We start from the raw sequence: 23,233 nt of genomic DNA, 5'->3' as shown, positions 1-23,233 counted from the left end.
TAAATCCGGCGCCCATGCCGCAAATGTCGCAACATTAGCATCTTGTCAAAATGATCTAAATATTCCAAAAATCGCCTCGCTTTCGGAGGAGGATACGCAAAATGAGGCCACTTGGCATAGGTTTGATCGGTACTGGCTATATGGGCAAGTGCCACGCGCTGGCCTGGAATGCGGTCAAGACCGTCTTCGGCGATGTCGAGCGGCCGCGCCTCGTGCATCTGGCCGAAGCCAATCCCAATCTCGCCAGCTCGCGCGCCTCCGAATTCGGCTTCGAGAAGGCGACCGCCGATTGGCGGACGCTGATATCGGATCCTGAGGTCGATGTCGTCTCGGTGACGACGCCCAACCAGTTCCACGCCGAGATGGCGATCGCAGCGCTTGAAGCGGGCAAGCACGTCTGGTGCGAAAAGCCGATGGCGCCTGCTTATAAGGACGCCAGCCGCATGCTCGATGTCGCCAAGGCATCGGGCAAGGTCGCGGTGCTCGGCTACAATTATATCCAGAACCCGATCATGCGGCACATCAAGGCGCTGATCGAGCAAGGCGCGATCGGCACCGTCAATCACATCCGCGTCGAGATGGACGAGGACTTCATGGCCGATGCCGATGTCTTCTTCTATTGGAAGAGCGAACTCTCGGCCGGCTACGGTGCGCTCGACGATTTCGCCGTCCATCCGCTGTCGCTGCTCTGGTATCTCTTCGGCCATGTCGAGGCCGTCATTACCGATATGGTGAAGCCCTATGCCGATCGTCCGGTCAAGGAAGGCGGCCGCCGCGCTGTCGAGAATCACGATGCTGCCAATGTGCTGATGCGCCTCGGCGGCGGGATCTCCGCGGTCTTGATGGCCAACCGTGCCGCCTGGGGCCGCAAGGGCCGCATCGCGCTACAGATCTACGGCTCGAAGGGCTCGATCGCCTATGACCAGGAGCGGATGAACGAGTTCGACCTCTATCAGGCGACGGGACGCGGCACGGAACAGGGCTACCGCAAGATTCTCGCGGCTCCGGAGCATCAGCCCTATGACCGCTTCATTCCCGCACCGGGCCACGGCCTCGGCTTCAACGATCTGAAGATCATCGAATGCCGCGAACTGATCCGCGCCATTTCGGGCGAGCCGTCGTCCTTGGTGACATTCGAAGACGGTCTTAGGATAGAGAAGTCTGTTCACGCCATGGCACAGTCGTTTCACGAGCGCCGCTGGATCGAGATCGACTGAAGAGATTCGCTTCCGGTTGACGGCGCAAGGGGCGGGGACTACCTCTCGCCCCAACAACGATTGCAGGGAGCGGGACCGTGACGGACAGACTGGTAATCATCGGCGCAGGGCAGGCAGGCTTCGCCATGGCTGCGAAACTCCGCGCCCTCAAGGACACCCGCCCGATCACCATCCTCGGCGCCGAGGATGTGCTCCCCTACCAGCGCCCGCCGCTGTCCAAGAAATACCTGCTCGGCGAGATGAGCTTCGATCGCCTGCTGTTCCGCCCGGAGCAGTGGTACCCGGACAATAATGTCGAGATCCGCCTCTCGACCTGGGTCGAGCAAATCAGGCGCGACACGAAGCAGGTCCTGCTGCAGGACGGCTCTGCTATAGAATATGGAACGCTGGCGCTGACGACAGGCTCGACGCCGCGCAAGCTCCCCGCCGCGATCGGCGGCGATCTCGAAGGCGTCTATGTCGCCCGCGACAAGCGGGACGCCGACCTGCTGGCCGGCGAAATGCGCCCCGGCCGACGTGTCCTTATTATAGGCGGCGGCTATATCGGCCTCGAAGCGGCGGCTGTAGCCCGCCATCTCGGCCTTGAAGTGACGGTCATCGAGATGGCCGACCGAATCCTTCAGCGCGTCGCCGCCAAGGAAACCGCTGACATCATCCGGGTGATTCACGAAACCCACGACGTCGTCATCCGCGAAAAGACCGGATTGAAGCATCTGATCGGCAAGAACGGTCGCGTCACCGGCGCCGAGCTGTCCGACGGGTCGGTGATCGACATCGATTTCGCCATCGTCGGCATCGGCGTCGTCCCGAACGACCAGCTCGCCAAGGAAGCCGGTCTCGACGTCGCCAATGGAATCATCGTCGACGAATTTGCCCGCACCTCCGATCCCTCCATATATGCAGCAGGCGATTGCGCCGTGCTCCCCTGGCAGGGCGGCAAGATCAGACTCGAATCGGTGCAGAACGCCGTCGACCAGGCCGATGCCGCCGCCGCCGTGATTGCCGGCGGCAGTGCCGCCTATGATCCGAAGCCCTGGTTCTGGTCGGATCAGTATGACGTGAAGCTGCAGATCGCCGGTTTCAACCTCGGCTACGACGAAACGCTGCTGCGCCCGGGCGCCCGCGAGGGCGCGCATTCGATCTGGTACTTCCGCAAGGGCCAGTTCATCGCCGTTGACGCCATCAATGACGCCAAGGCCTATGTGACGGGCAAGAAGATGCTGGAGACCGGAATCAATCCGGACAAGACCATTCTGGCCGACGGCGCTGCTGATCTGAAGCAGCTGCTGGCATAAAGACCGGGTACCCTGTGGTCTCGACTGTGAAAAGCCGAAATAGCGCTTGATTCACCAGTCGAATGACTCTATCAGGCTCCCAACCGGAGAGGTGGCCGAGTGGTCGAAGGCGCTCCCCTGCTAAGGGAGTATACCCGAGAGGGTATCGTGGGTTCGAATCCCATCTTCTCCGCCATCCTTCCCAAAAAGATCATTCAGCATTTCGTTTGTGACGCCCGGCTGCGAATCCGCATCGGGCGTTTTGCCGTTCAGATGGAATCGAATTCAGTTCCCGGCAGAATCAAAAATGGGAATCACCCCAGGCCGGATGTGATTCACGAGCCTCCATCTCTGGTCATCGGCGCAAACCAAATCCTCCGGCACGACACGCAAGATGTGCCGAAAGCCCCGAATCCGGCGGAAAATCGGTATCATTGCGGCACATAACGCCTGTTCATCCACATGTGTGATGCCGCTAAACCCCTGCAAAACCGGGCGTTTCTTAACGAAGTATAAAGAAGCCGGTGGGGCGTATGTCGATTTTGTGTCCTTTGAGCAACAGGGGTCTGTGAAGGCAGATGCAAACAGCACAAAGGAGGCAGTTGGTGATTGCGTGACGGACGGCGTCTTGTATTTTCAACCTCGGAAGCGAGGGCGGTTGATCGTCCGACTTCTTGAAACATGGGGATGGGGCAGGGAACGCTGCTCTAACGGCGAAAAATCCCAGACCCGATCGAAACTTTGAATTGGAGGTCACCAATGACAATCAAGAGCCTTCTTCTCGGCTCCGCTGCTGCTCTCGCAGTAGTATCCGGTGCACAGGCTGCCGACGCTATCGTTGCAGCTGAACCGGAAGCAGTAGAATACGTTCGCGTTTGCGACGCATACGGCACTGGCTACTTCTACATCCCGGGCACCGAAACCTGCCTCAAGATCGAAGGCTACGTTCGTTTTGACGTAAACTTCGGCTTCGGCGATGCATACGAAAACGGTGGCGCTGAAGACTGGAACGTCCGCACCCGCGGTCAGGTTCAGTTCACTGCCAAGAGCGACACCGAATACGGCCCGCTCACCGGCGTTATCGTCTACCAGGCTAACTACCGCCCGGCTGGCGACGCTCTCGATCAGTCCTCGCAGGACTCGACCGTTCTCGACACCGCTTACATCGACATCGCTGGCCTCCGCGTCGGTAAGTTCGTTAACTGGTGGGATGATGACTTCTCGGGCGAGTTCGACACGCTGAACTCCGGCACGACCAGCTTCAACACCATCCGTTACCAGTATGAGTCTGGCGACTTCTACGCTGGTATCGCTGTTGAAGAACTCGGCGGCCAGGGCTTCGATTGGGAAACCAATGGTAACGACGTCGGTATCGACGTTGGCGTTGGTGGCACGGCTGGTGCCTTCACGTACCAGGTCATCGGCGGCTACGACATCGACGCTGAAGAAGGCGCTGTTCGCGTAAAGCTCGGTGCTGACATCGGTCCGGGTACCTTCGGTATCGCTGGTATCTACTCCAGCGGCCAGAGCGCTTACTACACGGCTGGTGAATGGTCGATCGCTGCTCAGTACGCTGTCAAGGCTACCGACAAGTTCACCATTACTCCTGGCGTTCAGTACATCGGCAACACCGAACTTGACGTCGACGGCAACTACGACGACGGCCACACCTGGCTCGCTGGCGTAACGCTCGACTACCAGATCGCAGAGAACCTCTCCACGAAGCTGGCAATCAACTACGGCAATGCTGACGACGGCGCTGGCAACAGCACGGACGGCGTAAACGGCTTCTTCCGCCTGCAGCGCGCATTCTAATCTGATCTGACTTCGGTCAAATCAGGAAAGCCCGGCTCTCGAGCCGGGCTTTTTGCTTTTGTGGAGTTCAAGATCTAAACGCTTAGCCTGTGGACTATGGTCGCCTAAGTGCAAACCTCGATAAACCGCTCCAACTGTGATGGAATGGAATCGACATGCAGCAGCGGCGCGTGCCCCTGCTGCCGGGCGGTCAACCGCACGCTGTCAGGATGGCGCCTCAGCATCTCCGCAACCGTCTCCTCGGACAAAAGCTTTGAATTCTCGCCGCGCACGACCAAGAGCGGCGCAACCATCATCGCCTCAAACTGCGTCCAAAGATCCGGCAATGGATTGCTGAAATCGGCGGCCGTCATCGCTTCCGCGATAGCGGGATCGAAGTCGCTCACGATTCCATCTTCAGTCTCACGATAGATTGCCTGCGCCATCTCCAGCCAGTCTGCTGCCGAGAGCGCCGCAAAATCGCTGCCATGCAGCTCCCGCAGCATTCTTCCCGCGTCGTCCCAGCTATCGGGCCGCCGTGCCTTGCCGAGATAATCCTGGATATGCCGCAAGCCTGCGAGCTCCAGCACCGGTCCGACATCGTTCAACACCACGCCGGCCAGCAGTTCCGGCCTCATTGCGGCAATCAGATGCAGGATCAGGCCTCCGCGGGAGGTGCCGATAAAGATGGCGCGGTGGATGCCAAGGGTCGCGCAGAGGGAAAGCACATCCTGTGCCTCGACGGCGATGTTGTAATTCGCCTTGTTGTAATCCCAGTCGGAGAGCCCGCGGCCGCGATAGTCGAGGGCGATGACGCGGCGGGGTGATTGTGGGTTGGTCGAGAGCAGAAGCGCCAGCTGATGGAAGTCGCGCGAGTTGCGCGTCAGGCCGGGTAGGCAGATGACGGGGAGGGTGCCTACATGCGCACTGCCGTAATCTCGCGCATGCAGTCTGAGGCCATCGGCCGTGGTGATCATCTGCGCCGTGAAGCCTGCATCGAAATCCGTCGTCATCGCTATCTCCCTGTTGTCAGGGAGGTTAGCGCCGGGGCTTCATTCTGCAAGCGATCTCAGGAGGAACGGCCGCCGATCAGGTCGCGCTCGATATCCGGCGTCTGGCCGAGCCGCGCTTTATACACCTCGTAATTCTCCATCACCCGCTGCACGTAGTTGCGGGTCTCGGGGAAGGGGATGCGCTCGATCCAGTCGACGATCTCGTCGATATTCTTACCGCGCGGGTCGCCATAGCGAGCGATCCATTCGGGCACGCGTTTCGGGCCGGCATTGTAGGCGATGAAGGTCAGGATATAGGAGCCGCCGAAGGCGTCGATCTGTTCACCGAGATAATGAGCGCCGAGTGTCGCGTTATAGCCTGCGTCGCCGGTCAGCTTGTCGGCGGAATAGGCGATGTTGTGCCGCTTGGCGACGGCCTTGGCGGTCCCGGGCAGAAGCTGAAGCAGACCGCGGGCATTGGCGGCGGAGACCGCGGCCGGGTTGAATGCGCTCTCCTGCCGGGCGATGGCATAGGCGAGCGCCTTGCCGGAGCCGGAGATATTGGCACTCGAGGGAATGACACCGACGGGGAAAGCAAGGGCGGCAACATCGATGCCGCGCGAATAGGCGATCTTGCCGATCTGCAGTGACAGATGGTGGTCGCCGGAGCGTTCGGCTTGCGCGGTGAGAATCGCCAGCTCGCCAGGGCTCTGGATCTGGTCGGCAAGCGCCAGATAGAGCGCCGCCGCCCGCCAGCCATGTCCGGCGGCTTCAAGGCGCGCGATCGCCTGCACCGCTTCGCGCGATTGCAGGTTCTGCCGGTCCTCATTGGTCGGCGACGGATAGGAAACATTCAGCGTCTTGCGGCCCAGCCGCTCGCTGGCGAGCTGCCCGTAGAAGGTGCTCGGCAGGCTCGCGGCCTTGGTGTAGAACTCCTTCGATTGGCCGGAGCCACCGGCTTCCGCCGAGCGTCCGAGCCAATACCAGGCGCGTGACACGGAGAGTGGCCCGCTGGAAATCTGCAGGATCTTGCGGAAATGCTGTTCGGCCGCATTCGGGTCCTGAAGGCCGCGCAGTGCATACCATCCGGCATGGAATTCCGCCTCGACGATATCGGTCGGGCTCGTCGCCACGCTGTTGGAAACGATGCGATAGGCGGCGGCAAACTGTTCCTGATCGACGAGGCCGCGGCTGATGATCCGCTGTTCGTTCCACCATTCGCCGGCATTCACCAGCTCGTCGCGCTTCGATGGCATCTGTGCCAGAAGCTTCGCGGCCTCGGCATATTTCTCCTGCTTACGCAGATATTCGATGCGGGCGAAGAGATAGCCGGGGTCGGTGCCCCATGTCTTGTCGACGCCGTTGAGCAGGGCTGCAGCATTCGGCGCCTTGGCGGCGACGGCGGCCCAAGCCTTGTAGAGCGACTGCGCCTGTCCCATGTCGCCGAAGCGCTTGGCTTGTGCCGTGCGGCCGCGATACATGAGATAGTCCATGCGCGCCTTGTGGTCGGCAGGCGTGATCAGGCCTGAAAACTCGGCGAGGATCTTGTCTTCGGTTGGCTTGTCCAGGCCCTGGCCGCGCCAGACTTTGCGGATGTATTTGGCTGCCTGCGCCTGCTTTCCGGCCGAAACCAATGCGCGCGATAGGATGATGGCGCCTTCGTTGGTCTCCGGCGCGGTATCGCCGAAAGCGGCAAACACAGCCGCCGGGTCAGGGTTTTCGTCGTAGAGTGCGCGTTCCGAATTGGCGCGCAGCCGCGAAAGACCGGGCCAGCCTTTCAGCTCCTGCGAGGCGCCGGCGATCTCGTAGGAGGGGATACCCTTCTGCCCGGACATGGCGATCGCCCAGGTCAGGATATGGCGGTCGAGCGTTCCCTTCGCCATGCCGTCGCGAATGGAGATCGCCTGCTGCGGATCCTTGGCCGACAGCGCGTCGAGCCCGCTCTTCAGGTCGCCGTTCACCGGCGCGACCGTGCGCGGAATGGCGCCGGTCATAATCGATTCCGGCATGGATGTCTGCGGCACATAGCCGATCGGCTTGACGTCGGGGACCGGAACATCTGTCTGCGGCAATGGCGACGCGACGCTGCTCCACGCGGCGGCCGACAGGCCGAGGGCGGTCAGGGTCAGGACAGCTCTTCTCATCCGGGATACTCGCAACGAAAACGTGGCCCCAAGTCTCGCAAACGGCATCTTAATGAAAGCTTACCGGAACCGGTAAACTTCGTTCACATTTGATATCGGAATTTGCCCTAAACCGATCTCAGCATGCTTGTCGCGGCGTTTTCACCGCTCTATGGTGCGCAACTCTTATCCAAAGAATGCGGCCGAAGCGTGGATTTCGGCCTTAGGGAGTTCTGCATGTTCAAGGGATCCATTCCCGCCCTCGTCACCCCCTTCACGGATTCTGGCAATGTCGACGAAGCGGCTTTCGCCGCCCATGTCGATTGGCAGATCAAGGAAGGAAGCAGCGGCCTCGTTCCCGTCGGTACGACCGGCGAATCGCCGACGCTGTCGCATGCCGAGCACAAACGGGTGGTGGAACTCTGCATCGAGGCGGCCGCCAAGCGCGTTCCTGTTATGGCCGGTGCCGGATCGAACAACACGCGCGAAGCGATCGAGCTTGCCCAGCATGCCGAAAAGGCAGGCGCGGATGCCGTTCTCGTCGTCACGCCCTATTACAACAAGCCGACACAGAAGGGTCTGATCGCCCATTTCTCGGCGATCGCCGAGGCGGTCAAGCTGCCGATCTATATCTACAACATTCCCGGCCGTTCGGTGATCGACATGTCGCCGGAGACGATGGGTGCGCTCGTCAAGGCGCATTCGAACATCGTCGGCGTCAAGGATGCGACGGGCAAGATCGAGCGTGTCTCCGACCAGCGCATCACCTGCGGCAAGGATTTCCGCCAGCTTTCGGGTGAAGACGCAACGGCGCTAGGCTTCAACGCCCATGGTGGCGTCGGCTGTATTTCGGTCGTTGCCAATGTGGCGCCGCGCCTCTGTGCGGAGTTCCAGGCGGCAACGCTGGCTGGTGATTACGTCAAGGCGCTGGAATATCAGGACCGGCTGATGCCGCTGCACAAGGCAGTGTTCATGGAGCCGGGCGTCTGTGGCGCGAAATACGGTCTGGCCAAGCTTGGCCGCATGAGCCGCAACGTTCGCTCGCCGCTGGTCGCCTCGCTGGAAGCCGGCACGGAAGCCGCCATGGACGCAGCGCTCCGTCACGCCGGCCTGTTGAACTGAACCAAAGGTGAGGGCGGGCTCGCCCGTCTTCACAAGCACGGGTGGTTCCCCTACATAAGTGGCAGGAAATGAGGGCGCGCCGTCGTGCGCCCCAAGCAGTTGGAATTTCGTCATGGCCCCCAAAGGCAGCCAGCGCATCGTCAAGAAGGTCGTCGCCGAAAACCGTAAGGCGCGCTTCAACTACGAGATCATCGATACCTATGAGGCCGGGCTCATGCTGATGGGCACCGAGGTCAAGGCGCTGCGCGACGGCAAGGCCAACATCGCTGAATCCTACGCATCGGATGAAGGCGGCGAAATCTGGCTGATCAATTCGTATCTGCCGGAATATCTGCAGGCCAACCGCTTCAATCACGAGCCGCGCCGCCGCCGCAAGCTGCTGCTGTCTGCACGTGAAATCAATCGCTTGCGCTCCGGCATCAACCGCGAAGGCATGACGCTCGTGCCGTTGAAGATCTACTTCAACGAACAGGGCCGCGCCAAGATGGAACTCGCCCTCGCCAAGGGCAAGAAGCTGCACGACAAGCGCGAGACGGAGAAGGAACGCGATTGGAACCGGCAGAAGAGCCGGTTGCTCAAGGACAATCGCTGATCCTCAGCGCCTTCGGGCCTTGCCCGCGCGCTAAAAGACAATCGGACCGTAATCGAAGATCACGGTCCGATGGCACAAATTCATCATGGAAGAAGGATGCAGCCGGATCACGCAGGTGAACCGGCCAGCCGGTCTTATTCGTCGGTCTCGGCGGCTGCGGGAGCCTCGACCTGCCTCTGCGGCCGCTCGGAAGGATCGCGGCCGATTTCTGCCTTGAGAGACAGAAGATCGATGAAGTGATCGGCCTGGCGGCGCAGATCGTCGGCGATCATCGGCGGCTGGGTTGCCATCGTCGAGATGATCGAAACCTTGCGGCCGCGGCGCTGCAGCGCTTCGACCAGCGTCGTGAAATCGCCGTCGCCGGAGAAGATGACGAGGTGATCGACGGTCTCGGACTGTTCCATCGCGTCTATCGCGAGTTCGATATCCATGTTGCCCTTGATCTTGCGGCGGCCCATGGAGTCGGTGAATTCCTTGGCAGGCTTGGTTACAACCTTGTAGCCGTTGTAATCGAGCCAGTCGATCAGCGGGCGGATCGAGGAATATTCCTGGTCTTCGATCAACGCCGTATAATAGTAAGCACGCAGCAGGTAGCCGCGTTTCTGGAATGCTTTCAGCAGCTTGCGGTAGTCAATATCGAAGCCGAGGCTCTTGGATGCCGCATAAAGGTTGGCGCCATCGATAAAGAGCGCAATTTTTTCCCGTGGGTCGAACATCGCCTGCCAATCCAATTAGAGTAATCCAAATAGTCTCTCGTCAAAAACACATAAAAACAATGGCTTAACTGGCGAGAGGAATAATCCGTAATTTATGAATTATTCATATACAGGAGATTTAGGGCACGATTCGGCATATTCCAAGCAACTATTGGTGGAAATGTCATATTCTCCGTGCGATTTTAACAGGATAGGCCGTAAACCGCAGGCCTACGCACGAAAAACTTGAATTCGCCGGGTTTTAATTGTATCGGGCGTACCAATCCCGAGATCACGACCGCAAAGGACAGGCAATGGCCCGTGTCACAGTTGAAGATTGCATCGACAAAGTAGAGAACCGCTTCGAGCTGGTTCTGCTTGCCAGCCACCGCGCCCGGCTGATTTCCCAGGGTGCCTCGATCACCATCGATCGCGACAACGACAAGAACCCGGTTGTAGCTCTGCGCGAAATCGCAGACGAGACCCTGTCTCCCGACGACCTGAAGGAAGACCTGATCCATTCGCTGCAGAAGCATGTCGAAGTCGACGAGCCCGAGCCAGATCCGGCCAGCCTGATTGCTGCTGGCGGCGTATCGGCTGCCGATGGCGAAGATCAGGACGATCAGCCGGAAACCATCACGTTCGACCAGATGTCGGAAGAAGAGCTTCTGGCCGGTATCGAAGGCCTCGTGCCGCCGGAAAAGAGCGACGACTACTAAGTCGCTGCCTGTCCGGTGCGCCAAATGATTTGACGATTACCAATCGTCAATCTTGCGCCTTTATTGCTCCGGCATAATATTGATGATCCGTGCGCCAATCGTTGATTGGCGCGCTTTTATTTTTGTCGGAGTATTTTCGGGATGATGCGTCAGTACGAGCTCGTGGAGCGGGTGCAGAAATACAAGCCCGACGCCAATGAAGCTCTGCTGAACAAAGCCTATGTCTACGCCATGCAGAAGCATGGCCAGCAGAAGCGCGCCAGCGGCGATCCCTACATCTCCCATCCGCTCGAAGTCGCGGCCATTCTGACCGACATGCATCTCGACGAGTCGACGATTGCGGTCGCCCTGCTGCATGACACGATCGAGGATACGACGGCGACGCGCGCCGAGATCGACGAACTGTTCGGCGAGGATATCGGCCGTCTCGTCGAGGGTCTCACCAAGATCAAGAAGCTCGACCTCGTCACCAAGAAGGCGAAGCAGGCCGAGAATCTGCGCAAGCTGCTGCTCGCCATTTCCGACGATGTGCGTGTGCTGCTCGTCAAGCTGGCCGACCGTCTGCACAATATGCGCACGCTCGACCACATGGCCGCCGACAAGCGTGCCCGCATTTCGGAAGAGACGATGGATATCTATGCGCCGCTCGCCGGCCGCATGGGTATGCAGGACATGCGCGACGAGCTCGAGGAGCTCTCCTTCCGCCACATCAACCCGGAAGCCTATGAGACCGTCACCAAGCGCCTGGAGGAGCTCTCCCAGCGCAATGAAGGCCTCGTCAAGAAGATCGAGACGGAACTGCGCGATCTGCTCGTGGCGAACGGCATGGCGAGCGTTTACGTTAAGGGCCGCCAGAAGAAGCCCTATTCGGTCTTCCGCAAGATGCAGTCGAAGTCGCTGTCCTTCGAGCAGCTGTCGGATGTCTACGGTTTCCGCATCCTCGTCGATGAAATCCCTGCCTGCTACCGGGCGCTCGGCATCGTCCACACCCGCTGGCGCGTCGTTCCCGGCCGCTTCAAGGATTATATCTCGACGCCGAAGCAGAATGACTACCGTTCGCTGCACACCACCATCGTCGGCCCGTCCTCGCAGCGTATCGAGCTGCAGATCCGCACCAAGCGCATGCACGAGATCGCCGAATACGGTATCGCCGCCCACACCCTCTACAAGGACGGCGCGACGACGCCTGACGGCGATATCCTGTCACGCGAATCCAATGCCTATTCCTGGCTGCGCCACACGATCGAGGCGCTGGCCGAAGGCGACAGCCCGGAAGAATTCCTCGAGCACACCAAGCTCGAGCTCTTCCAGGACCAGGTCTTCTGTTTCACGCCGAAGGGCAAGCTGATCGCCCTGCCGCGCGGCGCCACCCCGATCGATTTTGCCTATGCCGTCCACACCAATATCGGCGACACCACTGTCGGCGCCAAGATCAACGGCCGCATCATGCCGCTGGTGACGCGGCTGGCGAATGGCGACGAAGTCGAAATCATCCGTTCCGGCGTGCAGGTGCCGCCGGCCGCTTGGGAAGAGATCGTCGTCACCGGCAAGGCGCGTGCTGCCATCCGCCGCGCAACCCGCATGGCCATCCGCAAGCAATATGCCGGCCTCGGCCACCGTATTCTCGAGCGCACCTTCGACCGCGCCGGCAAAATCTTCTCGCGCGATGCGATGAAGCCTGCACTTCACCGTCTCGGCCAGAAGGATGTCGAGGATGCGATCGCCGCCGTCGGCCGTGGCGAGATGTCGTCGCTCGACGTGCTGCGCGCCGTCTATCCGGATCACCAGGACGAGCGCGTCACCGTCAAGCCGAGCGGCGACGAGGGCTGGTTCAACGTCCGCAGCGCCTCGGGCATGATCTTCAAGGTGCCGGGCAAGAACAAGGAAGGTGCCGAAGCGGGCCTTCTGGCAGGCGAGCCGGGCGTCGACGCGGTTCCGATCCGCGGCATCTCCAGCAACATCGCCGTGCAGTTCGCGCCGACAGGTGCAGTGCCCGGCGATCGTATCGTCGGCATCATGGAGAAGGGGAAGGGGATCACCATCTATCCGATCCAGTCCTCCGCCCTCCAGCATTTCGACGACCAGCCGGACCGCTGGATCGATGTTCGCTGGGATCTCGACGAGGCCAACAAGTCGCGCTTCATGGCCCGCATTCTGGTCAATGCGCTGAACGAGCCGGGCACCCTTGCAAAAGTGGCGCAGACGGTTGGCGGTCTCGACGTCAACATCCGCATCCTGAACACGGTGCGTGTTGCCGCCGATTTCACCGAAATGACGCTGGATATTGAGGTCTGGGACCTGCGCCAGCTGAACCAGATGCTCGCTCAGCTCAAGGAACTGGACTGCATTGCCACAGTGCGGCGCCTCTACGACTGAGGCGTCTGCACATTTTATGATCGTTTTGTGACCAAATTTGCACGACGAAAAGGCCATGTATGCATTATGCGCATGGCTGCACTCGTATTAGAGCGTTGGTAATTGTGCGCTGCAGCACCTATCTTCCGTGTCATCAGAGAATGAACGAAAGAAAGAGACAACGTTATGTTTGGTCCTATCAAGAAAATCGCCCGTGCCCTTCGCGCTCCGAGCGCCCAGGAACGTGAAATGGCCTACCTGAACGGTTCGCATGACCGTATTGATCTTGAATATCGTCAGCGTCAGGTTGACCGCGGTCTGTTCCGCGCCCGTTAATCTGCGAATAATACTTCCGAAACTGTGATGGAGCGCTCTATGTGATGTGCGCCCTGCGCGAAGAGACTGGACGGCGCGGCTGGCGGTAACCGTGATTATTCGCCGCTCTTGTCATGGTGAGGTGCCCTGCACTAAATAGCCGCCATGTTGTTCCGCCGTAGAAAACCCGCAGGATTCCGAGAAAGAATGCGCGAGGCCTTTTGGCCCCGCAAAGGCTTTCTGCGCCCCATGCGTTACTTGAAGATGCGCGTCCTCAGATTGACGGCCTCGCCGCATGCCGTTGCGGCGGGCGTGGCTGCCGGCGTCTTCGTGTCCTGGACGCCATTCATCGGCGTGCATTTCATCATGGCCTTCGTCATCACCTACTTCCTGTCGGGAAGCATGGTGGCCGCCGCACTCGGATGCGCCGCCTTCGGCAATCCGCTGACCTATCCCTTCATCTGGGGCATCACCTGGGAAATCGGACATCTGCTGCTGGCGCGCAAGGATACGCTGGCAGGTCAGCAGATCGATCTCCACGAGATGTTCCATCAGCTGCATTTCACCGAGCTCTGGCGCCCGGTGTTGGAGCCGATGCTGATCGGCGCCATCCCGCCCGCCGCCGTCACATCCGTTGTGCTTTATATGCTGACATACTACACCGTCAGTGGCTTTCAGTCGCGCCGCCGCACGCGGTTGATGGATCGCGCCAAGCTCCGTCTCGCCATCGCCGAGCATGACGTGCCGACGGTATGACGTCTCGCCCGCAGAAGGACCTTTCATGATCATCGGCATTGGCAGCGATCTCATCGATATCAGGCGCGTCGAGAAATCGATCGAGCGTTTTGGCGAGCGTTTCACAAACCGCTGCTTTACCGACGTCGAGCGGGCCCGCTCCGACCGCCGGGCGAACCGGGCCGAATCCTACGCCAAACGCTTCGCCGCCAAGGAAGCCTGCTCGAAGGCTCTTGGAACGGGCATCGCCCAGGGTGTCTTCTGGAAGGATATGGGCGTCGTCAATCTGCCGAGCGGCAAGCCGACGATGCGCCTGACGGGCGGGGCGGCCGAAATCCTGCAGGCAATGATGCCTGCAGCGCACCGGCCGGTCATTCATTTGACAATAACCGATGATTATCCGCTTGCTCAGGCATTCGTGATCATCGAGGCGCTGCCGGAAGGCATCTGAGCCGCGGCCTGTCGTCGCTTTTAATGTTCGCGCCATTGCCGCCACCGGCCGAAGCCGCTAGAGAGAAGCAACTATAGAATTGCGCCGCTTCGGCGCCTTTGAGGAATAAGACTGCGTGTCCGAAAAAGCCGATACCAAGCCGAACGCTCTGTGGGAAAACATCAAGGTCATCATCCAGGCATTGCTGCTGGCGATGGTGATCCGCACCGTCTTCTTCCAGCCTTTCACCATCCCGTCGGGCTCCATGATGCCGACGCTCCTGGTCGGTGACTACATCTTCGTCAACAAGTTCGCTTACGGCTATTCGAAATACTCGCTGCCCTTCTCGCCGAACCTCTTTTCCGGCCGCATCTTCGAAAGCGAGCCGAAGCGCGGCGATATCGTCGTCTTCCGCTTCCCGCCGAATCCGGAAGTCGATTACATCAAGCGTCTCGTCGGCCTGCCTGGTGACAAGATCCAGGTGACCAACGGCGTGCTCTTCATCAATGGCAAGCCGGTTCCGAAGGTTGCCGACGGCACCTTCAATTCCGACTATGCGCAGGATCCGGGCCAGGACGTTCCGGTGTTCCGTGAAACGCTCGACGACGGAAAGACCTACGACACGCTCGACCAGTCGCCGGTTTCGCGCGGCGACAACACCCAGGAATTCGTCGTCCCCGAAGGCCACTATTTCATGATGGGCGACAACCGTGACAACTCGCTCGACAGCCGTTTCGACGTCGGTTTCGTTCCGGCCGAAAATCTCGTCGGCCGCGCCAGCGTCATCTTCTTCTCGCTCGGCAACGACACCTCGTTCCGCGAAATCTGGAAATGGCCGTCCAACATGCGTTGGGACCGCCTCTTCAAGGTTGTTGAATGACGAAGGCTCAGACGCTCTCGGCGGCCGACCGTTCCAAGCTTGAAAGCTTGATCGGTCATGAGTTCGCCGAGAAGGGGCGCCTGGACCGTGCCTTGACACATGCCAGCGCCCGCACGCAAAAGGGCGGCAATTACGAACGTCTGGAATTCCTCGGCGACAGAGTGCTCGGCCTCTGCATCGCCGAGCTGCTTTTCAAGACGTTCGGCAATGCTGCGGAAGGCGAGCTCTCGGTGCGGCTGAACCAGCTGGTCAGCGCCGATACCTGCGCTTCCGTTGCTGACGAGCTCGATCTGCATCTTTTCATCCGCACCGGTTCAGATGTGAAGAAGCTGACCGGAAAGCGAATGATGAATGTGCGCGCCGACGTGGTGGAAAGCCTGATCGCCGCGCTCTATCTCGATGGCGGGCTGGAGATCGCCCGCGGCTTCATTCTGAAGTATTGGGAGAAGCGTGCGGTCAGGGCCGATGGCGCCCGCCGCGACGCGAAAACCGAATTGCAGGAATGGGCGCACGCGAAATTTGGCGTGACGCCCCTATATCGTGTTGAAGAACGCAGCGGCCCGGATCATGATCCGCGCTTTACAGTGACCGTTGAAGTGGCCGGTGTGGCTCCTGAAACGGGCGTGGACCGTTCCAAGCGCGCAGCCGAACAGGTGGCTGCGACGAAGATGCTGGAACGTGAAGGTATTTGGCAGAAACCCTCTGCCGGGAATTGACGGAACAATGACCGAAGAAAACGACATCGCGCCCGACGGCGCCGCAGAAACGCATGGCCCGACCCATTCCGGCTTCGTTGCCCTGATCGGGCCGACGAATGCCGGCAAGTCGACGCTGGTGAACCGCCTCGTCGGCGCCAAAGTATCGATCGTCAGCCATAAGGTGCAGACAACGCGTGCCGTTGTCCGCGGCATCGCGATCCACAACAACGCCCAGATCGTCTTCATGGACACGCCCGGTATCTTCAAGCCGCGCCGCAGGCTGGACCGCGCCATGGTCACCTCCGCCTGGGGCGGGGCCAAGGATGCCGACGTCATCATGCTGCTGATCGACAGCGAGCGCGGATTGCGCGGCGATGCCGAGGCTATTCTGGAAGGGCTGAAAGAAGTCCCGCAGCGGAAGATCCTGGTTCTGAACAAGATCGACCGCGTCAACCGCGAACTGCTTCTGGCGCTCGCGGCAACGGCAAACCAGACGGTCCAGTTCGACCAGACCTTCATGATCTCGGCCGAGAACGGTTCGGGTTGCGACGACGTGATGAACTATCTCGCCGAGACGCTGCCTGAGGGCCCCTGGTATTATCCGGAAGACCAGATCTCCGATCTGCCGATGCGCCAGCTGGCGGCCGAAATCACCCGCGAGAAGCTCTTCCTGCGCCTGCACCAAGAGCTTCCCTATTCATCTCACGTCGAGACAGAGAAGTGGGAAGAGCGCAAGGACGGCTCGGTGCGCATCGAGCAGGTCATCTATGTCGAGCGCGACAGCCAGAAGAAGATCGCTCTCGGCAAGGGCGGCGAAACGATCAAGGCGATCTCGTCGGCCTCCCGCCGCGAGCTCTCGGAAATCCTCGAGCAGAATGTTCATCTTTTCCTGTTCGTGAAGGTCCGCGAGAACTGGGGCGACGATCCCGAGCGGTTCCGCGAAATGGGACTGGATTTCCCGCGATAAAAGGTAGGTGAGGGGATAGCGCTTAGCGTCTGCGGCCCCCCTCATTCGGCTCTTCGAGCCACCTTCTCCCCGAGGGGAGAAGGGGCAAGCCGCAACCTCTCCATTCCCTTCTCCCCCGCGGGGAGAAGGTGCCCGAAGGGCGGATGAGGGGGCTCCGCACGCTCCGCTGGCAGGAAAACCATCTAGCCCCACCCACATCCTTGTTTTTCAATAAAAAATCCCAACCGTTCGCGGAACAAAAACGCCATCCCGCGCATTGTGCGCCCTGAACGGCGCGCTGGACATGATGCGCCGCTTTTTCGGGGCGCAGGGCTGGGATGGCAACGTCAAAACCGACACACTCCTTCAAGACACCGTGCGAACAGTGTCCGTTGCGGCCCTTGCCGCATTTCCGCGAATTCAGCGGCGACGAACTGGATTTCGTCTCGCGCTTCAAGAAGGGGGAACTGGCCGCCGATGCCGGTGCCACGATCCTCGTCGAGGGCGCCAACAGCGCCCATCTCTTCACGGTGCTCTCGGGCTGGGGCTTCCGCTACAAGTCTCTGGAAGACGGCCGTCGCCAGATCCTGAACTATATCATGCCCGGTGACCTGATCGGTCTGCAGGGCACGATCATGGGCGAGATGCAGCATTCCGTCGAGGCCCTGTCGCCGGTCTCGCTCTGCGTCTTCGAGCGCGACAAGCTGATGACGCTCTATAACAAGCATTCCTCGCTCGCCTTCGACATCACCTGGATCGCCGCGCAGGAGGAGCGCATCCTCGACGAGCATCTGCTGAGCATCGGCCGTCGCACCGCGCTCGAGCGCGCCGCCTATCTTGTTGCTTTCCTCTACGAGCGCGGTAAGCGGCTCAACCTCTTCAATGGGCGGAAATTTATTCCGATCACCCAGCAGCACATCGCCGATACGCTCGGCCTGTCGATCGTCCACACCAACAAGACGTTGAAGAAGCTTGCCGAGCGCGGGCTGATCCGCTGGCAGGAACGGGGCTGCGAAGTGCTGAACGGCGAGGGGCTGCTGGATATCGCCGGCTGGGAAGGACTGCCTAGCGGGAAACGCCCTTTCATATAAGCGTTTCAGCAACTATGTCTTTTTTAAATGCAAATCAGTGCTATGGAAAATAAGGTCCGGACATGCCACTTTTTCTCCCGGTTCGCTGTCTTATGGAGCGAAGGGGACGTCGGGTTGCAGGCCGAACCGTTTCCGGTGCGGCGAGCACCCGTCCAAGAGGGCATCTGAGGTAAAAATGCGGTTTGATAAGACGGTGCGCGCCGTCAGCGGCGCACAGCGAGGGGCATAAATCATGAACGCAACCCGTGTTCTGGTTCTGGAAGACAGTCTTATCATTGCGATGGAAGCAGAAGACATTCTGCGCGCCGTCGGCGTCGAGACGATCGACATTGCCAACAGCCTGGATCAGGCCATGGAGGCCGTGAACGCCGAGAGCTACGATTTCGCGCTTCTCGATGTGAACCTCGGCGAATCCATGAGCTTCGGCTTTGCCCGCCATCTGAATGACCGCGGCATTCCGTTCGGTTTCGTCAGCGGCTATTCCGACAGCCAGGATTTTCCAGCCGACCTGCAGCAGGTGCCTCTGCTCGTAAAGCCCTTCGACGAAGGCGCGATGCGCGATTTTCTGGACAAGCTCTTTCCGGGCGAATGACGGCTTCCATGACATTTGCGACGCCTTGCTCTAGGATCGATTCCTGAAGTCTGAGGTTTGTTGCCGATGCAATGGCAGGATCATGCAATCGTTCTGGGCGTGAAGCGCCACGGCGAGACAAGCGTCATCGCCGAGGTGATGACGCGCGATCGCGGCCGCCACCTCGGTCTCGTCCGTTCCGGCCGTTCGCGCAGCATGCAGCCGGTGCTGCAGCCGGGCAATGAAGTCGATGTCATCTGGCGTGCGCGCCTTGACGAGCATCTTGGCGAATTCAGGATCGAGCCGCTGCAGCTGCGCGCCGCGCGGCTGATGGAGAGCGCCACCGCCGTTTACGGCGTGCAGGCGATGGGAGCGTTGCTGCGCCTGCTGCCCGAGCGTGATCCGCATCCGCATCTCTACGACGCGCTGGAGGTCATTCTCGACAATCTCCACAATCCTGCCGATGCCGGTGAGCTGTTCGTCCGCTTCGAACTCGCGGTGCTGAACGACCTCGGTTACGGCATCGATCTCAGCGAATGTGCGGCGACCGGCGTCAAGACCGATCTCGCCTATGTCTCGCCGAAATCCGGCCGCGCCGTCTGCCGGGCTGCAGGCAGGCCCTATGCCGACAAGATGCTGCTGCTGCCGTCGTTTCTGGCGGGCGAGGGCAATCACGCGGCCGATTACGACAATCTCGCCGCCGCCTTCCGCCTGACCAGCTTCTTTCTCCACCGCCATGTCTACGAGCCGCGCGGCATCGAGGCGGCATCGGCCCGCGACGGTTTCATCCAGTCGGCACTGAAGGCGATCAACGCCTCGGCAGCAGCCCTGCCGCCGGATGGCAAACTCTCCGCCTGAAGCGCGGTTTTTCACCGGTGAAAGATATGCTGCGGATTTGACGGTTTACCACGCCGCTCTCGCTCCCTATCTCTTCGGCAACGGCAGATGGTGGAGGAAAACGATATGCTGACCAAACCTGACAACACGACGGCGATCACCCTCTGGAACGGCCGCGAGATCCCGCGCCTCGGCATGGGCTGCTGGGCGATCGGCGGGCCGTTCTATGCCGGCGATATCCCGCTTGGCTGGGGCGAAGTGGACGACGGCGAATCGATCCGCGCCATCAACCGTGCGGTCGATCTCGGCATCCGCTTTTTCGATACTGCCTCGAATTACGGGGCAGGGCATTCCGAGGAGGTGGTTGGCCGCGCCATCGGCAATCGCGACGATATCGTCGTCGCCACCAAGTTCGGCCATGCGACCGACGAAAAGACCAGGCAGGCGACCGGCGCGTTTGCCGACCCGGCCTTCATCCGGCAATCGGCGGAAACCTCGCTGCGTCGCCTGCGTCGCGAGCGGCTGGATCTGCTGCAGTTCCATCTGAACGACTTTCCGCTCGAAGCTTCCGACGAGGTCTTCGGGACGCTCGAGACCCTGAAGGCCGAGGGCAAGATCGACGCTTTCGGCTGGAGCACCGATTATCCGGACCGGGCGGCCCGCCATCTCGATCGCAACGGCTTCGTCTCCGTGCAGCATACGATGAACGTCTTCGAGCCGGTGCCGGAGATGATCGCCCTCATCGAGAAGAACGGCCTGATCTCGATCAACCGCGGCCCGCTGGCCATGGGGCTGCTCAGCGGCAAGTTCACGCCGGGCAAGACTGTCGGCGAAAAGGACGTCCGCGGCGCAAGCCTCGACTGGATGATCTATTTCAAGGACGGAAAGATCGCCCCTGAATTCGCCGCCCGTCTCGACGCCGTCAGAAATCTCCTCACCGATGGCGGCAGGACGCCGACGCAGGGCGCGCTCGCCTGGCTCTGGGGCCGCTCGCCCCGCACCCTGCCGATCCCCGGTTTCCGGACGGTCGCCCAGGTCGAGGAAAATGCCGGTGCCCTGGCGAAGGGCCCGTTGCCATCAGATGTGATGAGCAGGATCGACGAGGCGCTTTCCGGCCTCTAGCCGCGGTTACGCACCTTGAAGGCCCAGCCTTCCGGCCGTTCCTCGATCACCGTCACGGTGTCGCCGATGGCGATCGTGCCGGTGCCGCGCGGCGTTGCGTTCCAGCCGAACAGCGGCCCCGGTACGCGCCGGTCCGCCGACATGCGCACACGGCCCATCGCCGGCATCGGGTTCGGCACGTCGCGCGAGCCGGTGACCTGGTCCTGGGTCGTCATGATGCAGCGGGCGCAGGGCTTGACGAGATCGAGCCGGATGCCGGCGATCTCGATCGCCGCCCAGCGGTCCTCGGGCCAGGGTTCGTCGATATCGATGACGATGTTCGGGCGGAAACGTTCCATGCCGATTTCGCCTTCCGCATGGCTGGCCAGATCGGCATTCAGCGCCTTCAGCGATCCCGTCGTCGTCACCAGGATCTGATAGCCGTCGGCAAAGGTCACCGGCGTGTCCGGCCCGGCCCATTCCGGGCTGGCAATTCGCTCGGCGGCGGCATCGAAGAACACCAGCTTGACCTCACGTCCCAGCCATTCCGACAGGCGGCTGTTGCTCCCGTCATCGGCAACGGCGGCATTCACAGGCGTCTTCCAGATGACGACATCCATCCGCCTGTCCGGTTGTGGCGGCGGAACCGCGATCTCGCCCTTGCCATCCATCAGCAGACGGAACGCTGCGGCTTCCGGGCGAACATCGATGCGCGCCAGATCCTGCAGTTCGCGCTGGGTGATGCATTGTCCGTCAGCGTCCGTGATCATTGCCCGCCGGTCGCCCGGCAGGCCGAATGCGTCGATCGCAGAAGAGGGAAGCGCAATGCCCCTGGCGCTCTTGAGCGGGTAGATGAAGAGATCGCTGACCTGCATGCTGTCTCCTGAAGCCTAGATTTCGTCCATGAAGTCGGCGAGGAAATCACGCAACCGCTTGTCGCGTTCTGCCGCCAGTCCGCGTCCTGCTCCCGTCTGGAAGCCATCGGCCAATTTGAACAGTTTGGTCTGGAAATGGTCGATTGCATAGCGCTTGTCGTCGAGCGGGCGCTCCTTGGCGCCGGGATCGAAGGGATCGTAGAGCCCGGAGACCATGCGCCCGGCGATATAGAAACAGCGGGCAGCGCCGACAGCGCCGATCGCGTCGAGCCGGTCGGCATCCTGCAGCATCTTCGCTTCCAGCGTCTCGGGCGTAACATTGGCGGAGAAGCTGTGTGCGGTGATCGCATGCGAAACGGCTGCGATATCCTCTGCAGTCCAGCCAAGCTTCTGCAGGATCCCGGATGCCTTCTGTGCCGCGAGCGCCGAGGCCTTGGAGCGGAGCGGCGAACTCTTCTCGACGGCAACGCAATCATGCAGGAGCACGGCAGCGGCCAGAATGCGCGCATCGCCGCCTTCGCTCTTTTGGATGCGCATGGCGTTCTTGAAGACGCGCAGCACATGCGCCAGATCATGCGAACCGTCGTCGCCCTCGGTGGCAAATGGAATAAGCTCAGCCGCAAGGCTCTCGAAGGGGGCAAAGGCTTCGGCCTGATGCATTCTCGTCACCGCAATCGTTGGTATGGAGGCCCGGAATAGGGCTTCGGGCAGAGAGTTGCAATGCGCCTTTCGCATGAGGGGCGAAGCCGTGGAAAACCCGCCGGCGCGATCACCTCTGAACGCTTTGTCAACCTTCCTTAATGGGAAGTTAACAGCTTGTTGACCCGACTCACTATTCGGGGTATCCCCGGACCAGTTCGATTTTCCCAATTTGTATTGCGTACAGACAGCACCGAAGAATTAAGGCGGTGGACGGAGGTTTGTATGGCCCAAGTTACATCTGTTTCAGACACGGCATATGCCTATTTGGCAACGCTTTCCCGGCTCGACACGAATGGCGACGGCGTTTTGAGCCGTGGCGAACGTGCAGCTGACGAGAAGCCTGGTATTCTCGCTGAACTGAGTGAAGAGCCGAAGCATGAGCCGCGCTCGACAGCAACCGACAATGTTCTTGCCCTGATGATGGGCATGCGTACGACCGGTACCGATATGACCTTCGCGGCATCCAATGATGATGGTTCGCCCGATCTCTATCGCAGCACCTACGGCCAATACGATCTCGATATCGCCTCCTGAGGCGAACGCAGACCGTATTCACGAAGCCGGCCATTTGGCCGGCTTTTGTTTTTGCCGGAACCCCTTCGGCAGTGAGGCGTTGGACAACGATAGCCAAGCGGAAGGGAACCCTCATGAAAACGACCATCGTCATTGCTGCGCTGACGCTCGCAGCCCCGGCCTTCGCCGCCAATGCGCAGGACAAGCAGACCGCGACCGCCAATTTTGTCGACGGCAAAGGCAAGGAGAGCGGCCGGGCAACGCTGACCGCCGCAGCAAATGGCGGCGTGATGCTCGAAGTCGAGGTCTCCGGTCTGCCCGCCAATAAGTGGGTCGCCTTCCACGTCCACGAAACCGGCAAATGCGACGCCGCCACCCGTCACGAATCGGCCGGCAAGCATTTCAACCCGACAGATGCCGAACACGGCTTCCTGGCGGCAAAGGGTCCGCATGCCGGCGACATGCCAAACCAGTATGTCGGTCAGGACGGCATCCTCCGCGCCCAGGTCTTCGACAGCATGGTGACGCTGGATGGCAAGAAGGACGGCATCCGCGGGCGGGCGCTGATGATCCACGCAAATTCGGATGACTATCGCAGCCAGCCGTCGGGCGATGCGGGCGAGAGGCTGGCGTGTGGGGTGATTAAATAATCTCCC

The 23,233-nt window shown here is 60.6% G+C and carries 25 protein-coding genes, 1 tRNA gene and 1 pseudogene; 22 read left to right on the top strand and 5 right to left on the bottom strand.

Annotated features, from left to right (window positions below; all coding sequences use genetic code 11):
• Positions 1 to 101: 101 nt before the first annotated feature.
• From AC1DJO_RS16710 to AC1DJO_RS16690, 5 genes are all read left to right on the top strand, one after another.
• Entirely contained in the window at positions 102 to 1,217 is a 1,116-nt protein-coding gene (locus tag AC1DJO_RS16710) for a Gfo/Idh/MocA family protein (protein ID WP_477971839.1), read from the top strand.
• A gap of 77 nt (positions 1,218 to 1,294) precedes the next feature.
• On the top strand, positions 1,295 to 2,512 hold the full coding sequence (locus tag AC1DJO_RS16705) for an NAD(P)/FAD-dependent oxidoreductase (protein WP_477971837.1): 1,218 nt from the start codon (positions 1,295 to 1,297) through the stop codon (positions 2,510 to 2,512).
• Positions 2,513 to 2,597: 85 nt separating this feature from the next.
• A tRNA-Ser gene (locus tag AC1DJO_RS16700) sits at positions 2,598 to 2,687 on the top strand.
• Complete coding sequence (locus tag AC1DJO_RS16695; RefSeq protein WP_477971835.1) at positions 2,660 to 2,938, top strand: hypothetical protein; 279 nt, start codon at positions 2,660 to 2,662, stop codon at positions 2,936 to 2,938. The genes AC1DJO_RS16700 and AC1DJO_RS16695 overlap by 28 nt, the downstream gene beginning before the upstream one ends.
• A 312-nt stretch (positions 2,939 to 3,250) precedes the next feature.
• Entirely contained in the window at positions 3,251 to 4,306 is a 1,056-nt protein-coding gene (locus AC1DJO_RS16690; RefSeq protein WP_310297920.1) for a porin, read from the top strand.
• Positions 4,307 to 4,410: 104 nt separating this feature from the next.
• On the opposite strand, the gene AC1DJO_RS16685 is transcribed toward AC1DJO_RS16690, so the two are convergent.
• A complete protein-coding gene (locus AC1DJO_RS16685; RefSeq protein ID WP_477971832.1) occupies positions 4,411 to 5,298 on the bottom strand; it encodes an alpha/beta fold hydrolase in 888 nt (295 codons plus the stop codon).
• A gap of 56 nt (positions 5,299 to 5,354) precedes the next feature.
• Positions 5,355 to 7,421 (bottom strand): lytic transglycosylase domain-containing protein, encoded by a 2,067-nt coding sequence (locus AC1DJO_RS16680; RefSeq protein WP_477971830.1) that lies wholly within the window; start codon positions 7,419 to 7,421, stop codon positions 5,355 to 5,357.
• A 216-nt stretch (positions 7,422 to 7,637) separates the two neighbouring features.
• Between AC1DJO_RS16680 and dapA the strand changes: the two genes are divergently transcribed.
• Positions 7,638 to 8,522, top strand: coding sequence for a 4-hydroxy-tetrahydrodipicolinate synthase (gene dapA / locus AC1DJO_RS16675; RefSeq protein ID WP_477971828.1), 885 nt, complete (start codon positions 7,638 to 7,640; stop codon positions 8,520 to 8,522).
• Between the two features lie 112 nt (positions 8,523 to 8,634).
• On the top strand, positions 8,635 to 9,114 hold the full coding sequence (gene smpB, locus AC1DJO_RS16670; protein WP_112390788.1) for an SsrA-binding protein SmpB: 480 nt from the start codon (positions 8,635 to 8,637) through the stop codon (positions 9,112 to 9,114).
• Between the two features lie 134 nt (positions 9,115 to 9,248).
• Here the strand turns inward: smpB and AC1DJO_RS16665 are convergent, their stop codons facing one another.
• Positions 9,249 to 9,830 carry a LabA-like NYN domain-containing protein gene (locus AC1DJO_RS16665; protein ID WP_112517113.1) on the bottom strand — a complete coding sequence of 194 codons (582 nt, stop codon included), beginning with the start codon at positions 9,828 to 9,830 and terminating at the stop codon, positions 9,249 to 9,251.
• 293 nt (positions 9,831 to 10,123) lie between these two features.
• On the opposite strand from AC1DJO_RS16665, the gene rpoZ reads away from it, so the two are divergent.
• The 13 genes and pseudogenes from rpoZ to AC1DJO_RS16600 all read left to right on the top strand — a co-directional run bounded on the left by rpoZ (position 10,124) and on the right by AC1DJO_RS16600 (position 20,508).
• Positions 10,124 to 10,528 (top strand): DNA-directed RNA polymerase subunit omega, encoded by a 405-nt coding sequence (gene rpoZ, locus AC1DJO_RS16660; RefSeq protein WP_112390789.1) that lies wholly within the window; start codon positions 10,124 to 10,126, stop codon positions 10,526 to 10,528.
• A 141-nt stretch (positions 10,529 to 10,669) separates the two neighbouring features.
• Complete coding sequence (locus tag AC1DJO_RS16655) at positions 10,670 to 12,904, top strand: RelA/SpoT family protein (protein ID WP_112390790.1); 2,235 nt, start codon at positions 10,670 to 10,672, stop codon at positions 12,902 to 12,904.
• Between the two features lie 165 nt (positions 12,905 to 13,069).
• A complete protein-coding gene (locus AC1DJO_RS16650; protein ID WP_112390791.1) occupies positions 13,070 to 13,219 on the top strand; it encodes a DUF3563 family protein in 150 nt (49 codons plus the stop codon).
• Between the two features lie 144 nt (positions 13,220 to 13,363).
• Positions 13,364 to 13,954: a DUF2062 domain-containing protein gene (locus AC1DJO_RS16645; protein ID WP_112390792.1), complete on the top strand. Its 591-nt coding sequence runs from the start codon at positions 13,364 to 13,366 to the stop codon at positions 13,952 to 13,954.
• Positions 13,955 to 13,979: 25 nt separating this feature from the next.
• Positions 13,980 to 14,384: a holo-ACP synthase gene (gene acpS, locus AC1DJO_RS16640; protein ID WP_112390793.1), complete on the top strand. Its 405-nt coding sequence runs from the start codon at positions 13,980 to 13,982 to the stop codon at positions 14,382 to 14,384.
• A 115-nt stretch (positions 14,385 to 14,499) separates the two neighbouring features.
• Complete coding sequence (lepB, locus tag AC1DJO_RS16635; protein WP_112390794.1) at positions 14,500 to 15,243, top strand: signal peptidase I; 744 nt, start codon at positions 14,500 to 14,502, stop codon at positions 15,241 to 15,243.
• Positions 15,240 to 15,959 (top strand): ribonuclease III, encoded by a 720-nt coding sequence (gene rnc, locus AC1DJO_RS16630; RefSeq protein WP_112390795.1) that lies wholly within the window; start codon positions 15,240 to 15,242, stop codon positions 15,957 to 15,959. The genes lepB and rnc overlap by 4 nt, the downstream gene beginning before the upstream one ends.
• 7 nt (positions 15,960 to 15,966) lie before the next feature.
• Entirely contained in the window at positions 15,967 to 16,908 is a 942-nt protein-coding gene (era, locus tag AC1DJO_RS16625) for a GTPase Era (protein ID WP_112390796.1), read from the top strand.
• Between the two features lie 29 nt (positions 16,909 to 16,937).
• A pseudogene (locus AC1DJO_RS16620) lies at positions 16,938 to 17,071 on the top strand (endonuclease domain-containing protein); the annotation flags it as partial.
• A 154-nt stretch (positions 17,072 to 17,225) separates the two neighbouring features.
• Entirely contained in the window at positions 17,226 to 17,978 is a 753-nt protein-coding gene (locus tag AC1DJO_RS16615; protein WP_112517109.1) for a Crp/Fnr family transcriptional regulator, read from the top strand.
• 232 nt (positions 17,979 to 18,210) lie between these two features.
• Positions 18,211 to 18,570 carry a response regulator gene (locus tag AC1DJO_RS16610; RefSeq protein ID WP_112537558.1) on the top strand — a complete coding sequence of 120 codons (360 nt, stop codon included), beginning with the start codon at positions 18,211 to 18,213 and terminating at the stop codon, positions 18,568 to 18,570.
• A gap of 66 nt (positions 18,571 to 18,636) precedes the next feature.
• Positions 18,637 to 19,407: a DNA repair protein RecO gene (recO, locus tag AC1DJO_RS16605; protein WP_477949832.1), complete on the top strand. Its 771-nt coding sequence runs from the start codon at positions 18,637 to 18,639 to the stop codon at positions 19,405 to 19,407.
• A 105-nt stretch (positions 19,408 to 19,512) separates the two neighbouring features.
• The gene (locus AC1DJO_RS16600) at positions 19,513 to 20,508 is read left to right on the top strand and encodes an aldo/keto reductase (protein WP_477971825.1); all 996 of its coding nucleotides are present in this window, start codon (positions 19,513 to 19,515) and stop codon (positions 20,506 to 20,508) included.
• Here AC1DJO_RS16600 and AC1DJO_RS16595 read toward each other — a convergent pair.
• Both AC1DJO_RS16595 and AC1DJO_RS16590 read right to left on the bottom strand, forming a co-directional pair.
• Entirely contained in the window at positions 20,505 to 21,362 is an 858-nt protein-coding gene (locus tag AC1DJO_RS16595; RefSeq protein ID WP_477971823.1) for an MOSC domain-containing protein, read from the bottom strand. The genes AC1DJO_RS16600 and AC1DJO_RS16595 overlap by 4 nt on opposite strands.
• Before the next feature lie 15 nt (positions 21,363 to 21,377).
• Positions 21,378 to 22,022 (bottom strand): HD domain-containing protein, encoded by a 645-nt coding sequence (locus tag AC1DJO_RS16590; protein ID WP_310297959.1) that lies wholly within the window; start codon positions 22,020 to 22,022, stop codon positions 21,378 to 21,380.
• Between the two features lie 264 nt (positions 22,023 to 22,286).
• On the opposite strand from AC1DJO_RS16590, the gene AC1DJO_RS16585 reads away from it, so the two are divergent.
• Positions 22,287 to 22,598 (top strand): hypothetical protein, encoded by a 312-nt coding sequence (locus AC1DJO_RS16585; protein WP_112390823.1) that lies wholly within the window; start codon positions 22,287 to 22,289, stop codon positions 22,596 to 22,598.
• Between the two features lie 113 nt (positions 22,599 to 22,711).
• Positions 22,712 to 23,227, top strand: coding sequence for a superoxide dismutase family protein (locus AC1DJO_RS16580; RefSeq protein ID WP_477971820.1), 516 nt, complete (start codon positions 22,712 to 22,714; stop codon positions 23,225 to 23,227).
• Positions 23,228 to 23,233: the final 6 nt, after the last annotated feature.

The sequence above is a fragment of the Rhizobium sp. 05N430 genome (assembly GCF_056396985.1).
Note: the sequence above shows the minus strand (reverse complement) of the source record. Positions and strands in the feature narration are given on the sequence as shown.

Excerpts from the sequence above, each read along its gene's own strand:
- AC1DJO_RS16710 (WP_477971839.1), top strand. The coding sequence starts at position 102 with ATGAGGCCACTTGGCATAGGTTTGATCGGTACTGGCTATATGGGCAAG.
- AC1DJO_RS16690 (WP_310297920.1), top strand. The coding sequence starts at position 3,251 with ATGACAATCAAGAGCCTTCTTCTCGGCTCCGCTGCTGCTCTCGCAGTA.
- AC1DJO_RS16685 (WP_477971832.1), bottom strand. The coding sequence starts at position 5,298 with ATGACGACGGATTTCGATGCAGGCTTCACGGCGCAGATGATCACCACG.
- AC1DJO_RS16680 (WP_477971830.1), bottom strand. The coding sequence starts at position 7,421 with ATGAGAAGAGCTGTCCTGACCCTGACCGCCCTCGGCCTGTCGGCCGCC.
- dapA (WP_477971828.1), top strand. The coding sequence starts at position 7,638 with ATGTTCAAGGGATCCATTCCCGCCCTCGTCACCCCCTTCACGGATTCT.
- smpB (WP_112390788.1), top strand. The coding sequence starts at position 8,635 with ATGGCCCCCAAAGGCAGCCAGCGCATCGTCAAGAAGGTCGTCGCCGAA.
- AC1DJO_RS16665 (WP_112517113.1), bottom strand. The coding sequence starts at position 9,830 with ATGTTCGACCCACGGGAAAAAATTGCGCTCTTTATCGATGGCGCCAAC.
- rpoZ (WP_112390789.1), top strand. The coding sequence starts at position 10,124 with ATGGCCCGTGTCACAGTTGAAGATTGCATCGACAAAGTAGAGAACCGC.
- AC1DJO_RS16655 (WP_112390790.1), top strand. The coding sequence starts at position 10,670 with ATGATGCGTCAGTACGAGCTCGTGGAGCGGGTGCAGAAATACAAGCCC.
- AC1DJO_RS16650 (WP_112390791.1), top strand. The coding sequence starts at position 13,070 with ATGTTTGGTCCTATCAAGAAAATCGCCCGTGCCCTTCGCGCTCCGAGC.
- AC1DJO_RS16645 (WP_112390792.1), top strand. The coding sequence starts at position 13,364 with ATGTTGTTCCGCCGTAGAAAACCCGCAGGATTCCGAGAAAGAATGCGC.
- acpS (WP_112390793.1), top strand. The coding sequence starts at position 13,980 with ATGATCATCGGCATTGGCAGCGATCTCATCGATATCAGGCGCGTCGAG.
- rnc (WP_112390795.1), top strand. The coding sequence starts at position 15,240 with ATGACGAAGGCTCAGACGCTCTCGGCGGCCGACCGTTCCAAGCTTGAA.
- era (WP_112390796.1), top strand. The coding sequence starts at position 15,967 with ATGACCGAAGAAAACGACATCGCGCCCGACGGCGCCGCAGAAACGCAT.
- AC1DJO_RS16615 (WP_112517109.1), top strand. The coding sequence starts at position 17,226 with ATGGCAACGTCAAAACCGACACACTCCTTCAAGACACCGTGCGAACAG.
- AC1DJO_RS16610 (WP_112537558.1), top strand. The coding sequence starts at position 18,211 with ATGAACGCAACCCGTGTTCTGGTTCTGGAAGACAGTCTTATCATTGCG.
- recO (WP_477949832.1), top strand. The coding sequence starts at position 18,637 with ATGCAATGGCAGGATCATGCAATCGTTCTGGGCGTGAAGCGCCACGGC.
- AC1DJO_RS16600 (WP_477971825.1), top strand. The coding sequence starts at position 19,513 with ATGCTGACCAAACCTGACAACACGACGGCGATCACCCTCTGGAACGGC.
- AC1DJO_RS16595 (WP_477971823.1), bottom strand. The coding sequence starts at position 21,362 with ATGCAGGTCAGCGATCTCTTCATCTACCCGCTCAAGAGCGCCAGGGGC.
- AC1DJO_RS16590 (WP_310297959.1), bottom strand. The coding sequence starts at position 22,022 with ATGCATCAGGCCGAAGCCTTTGCCCCCTTCGAGAGCCTTGCGGCTGAG.
- AC1DJO_RS16585 (WP_112390823.1), top strand. The coding sequence starts at position 22,287 with ATGGCCCAAGTTACATCTGTTTCAGACACGGCATATGCCTATTTGGCA.
- AC1DJO_RS16580 (WP_477971820.1), top strand. The coding sequence starts at position 22,712 with ATGAAAACGACCATCGTCATTGCTGCGCTGACGCTCGCAGCCCCGGCC.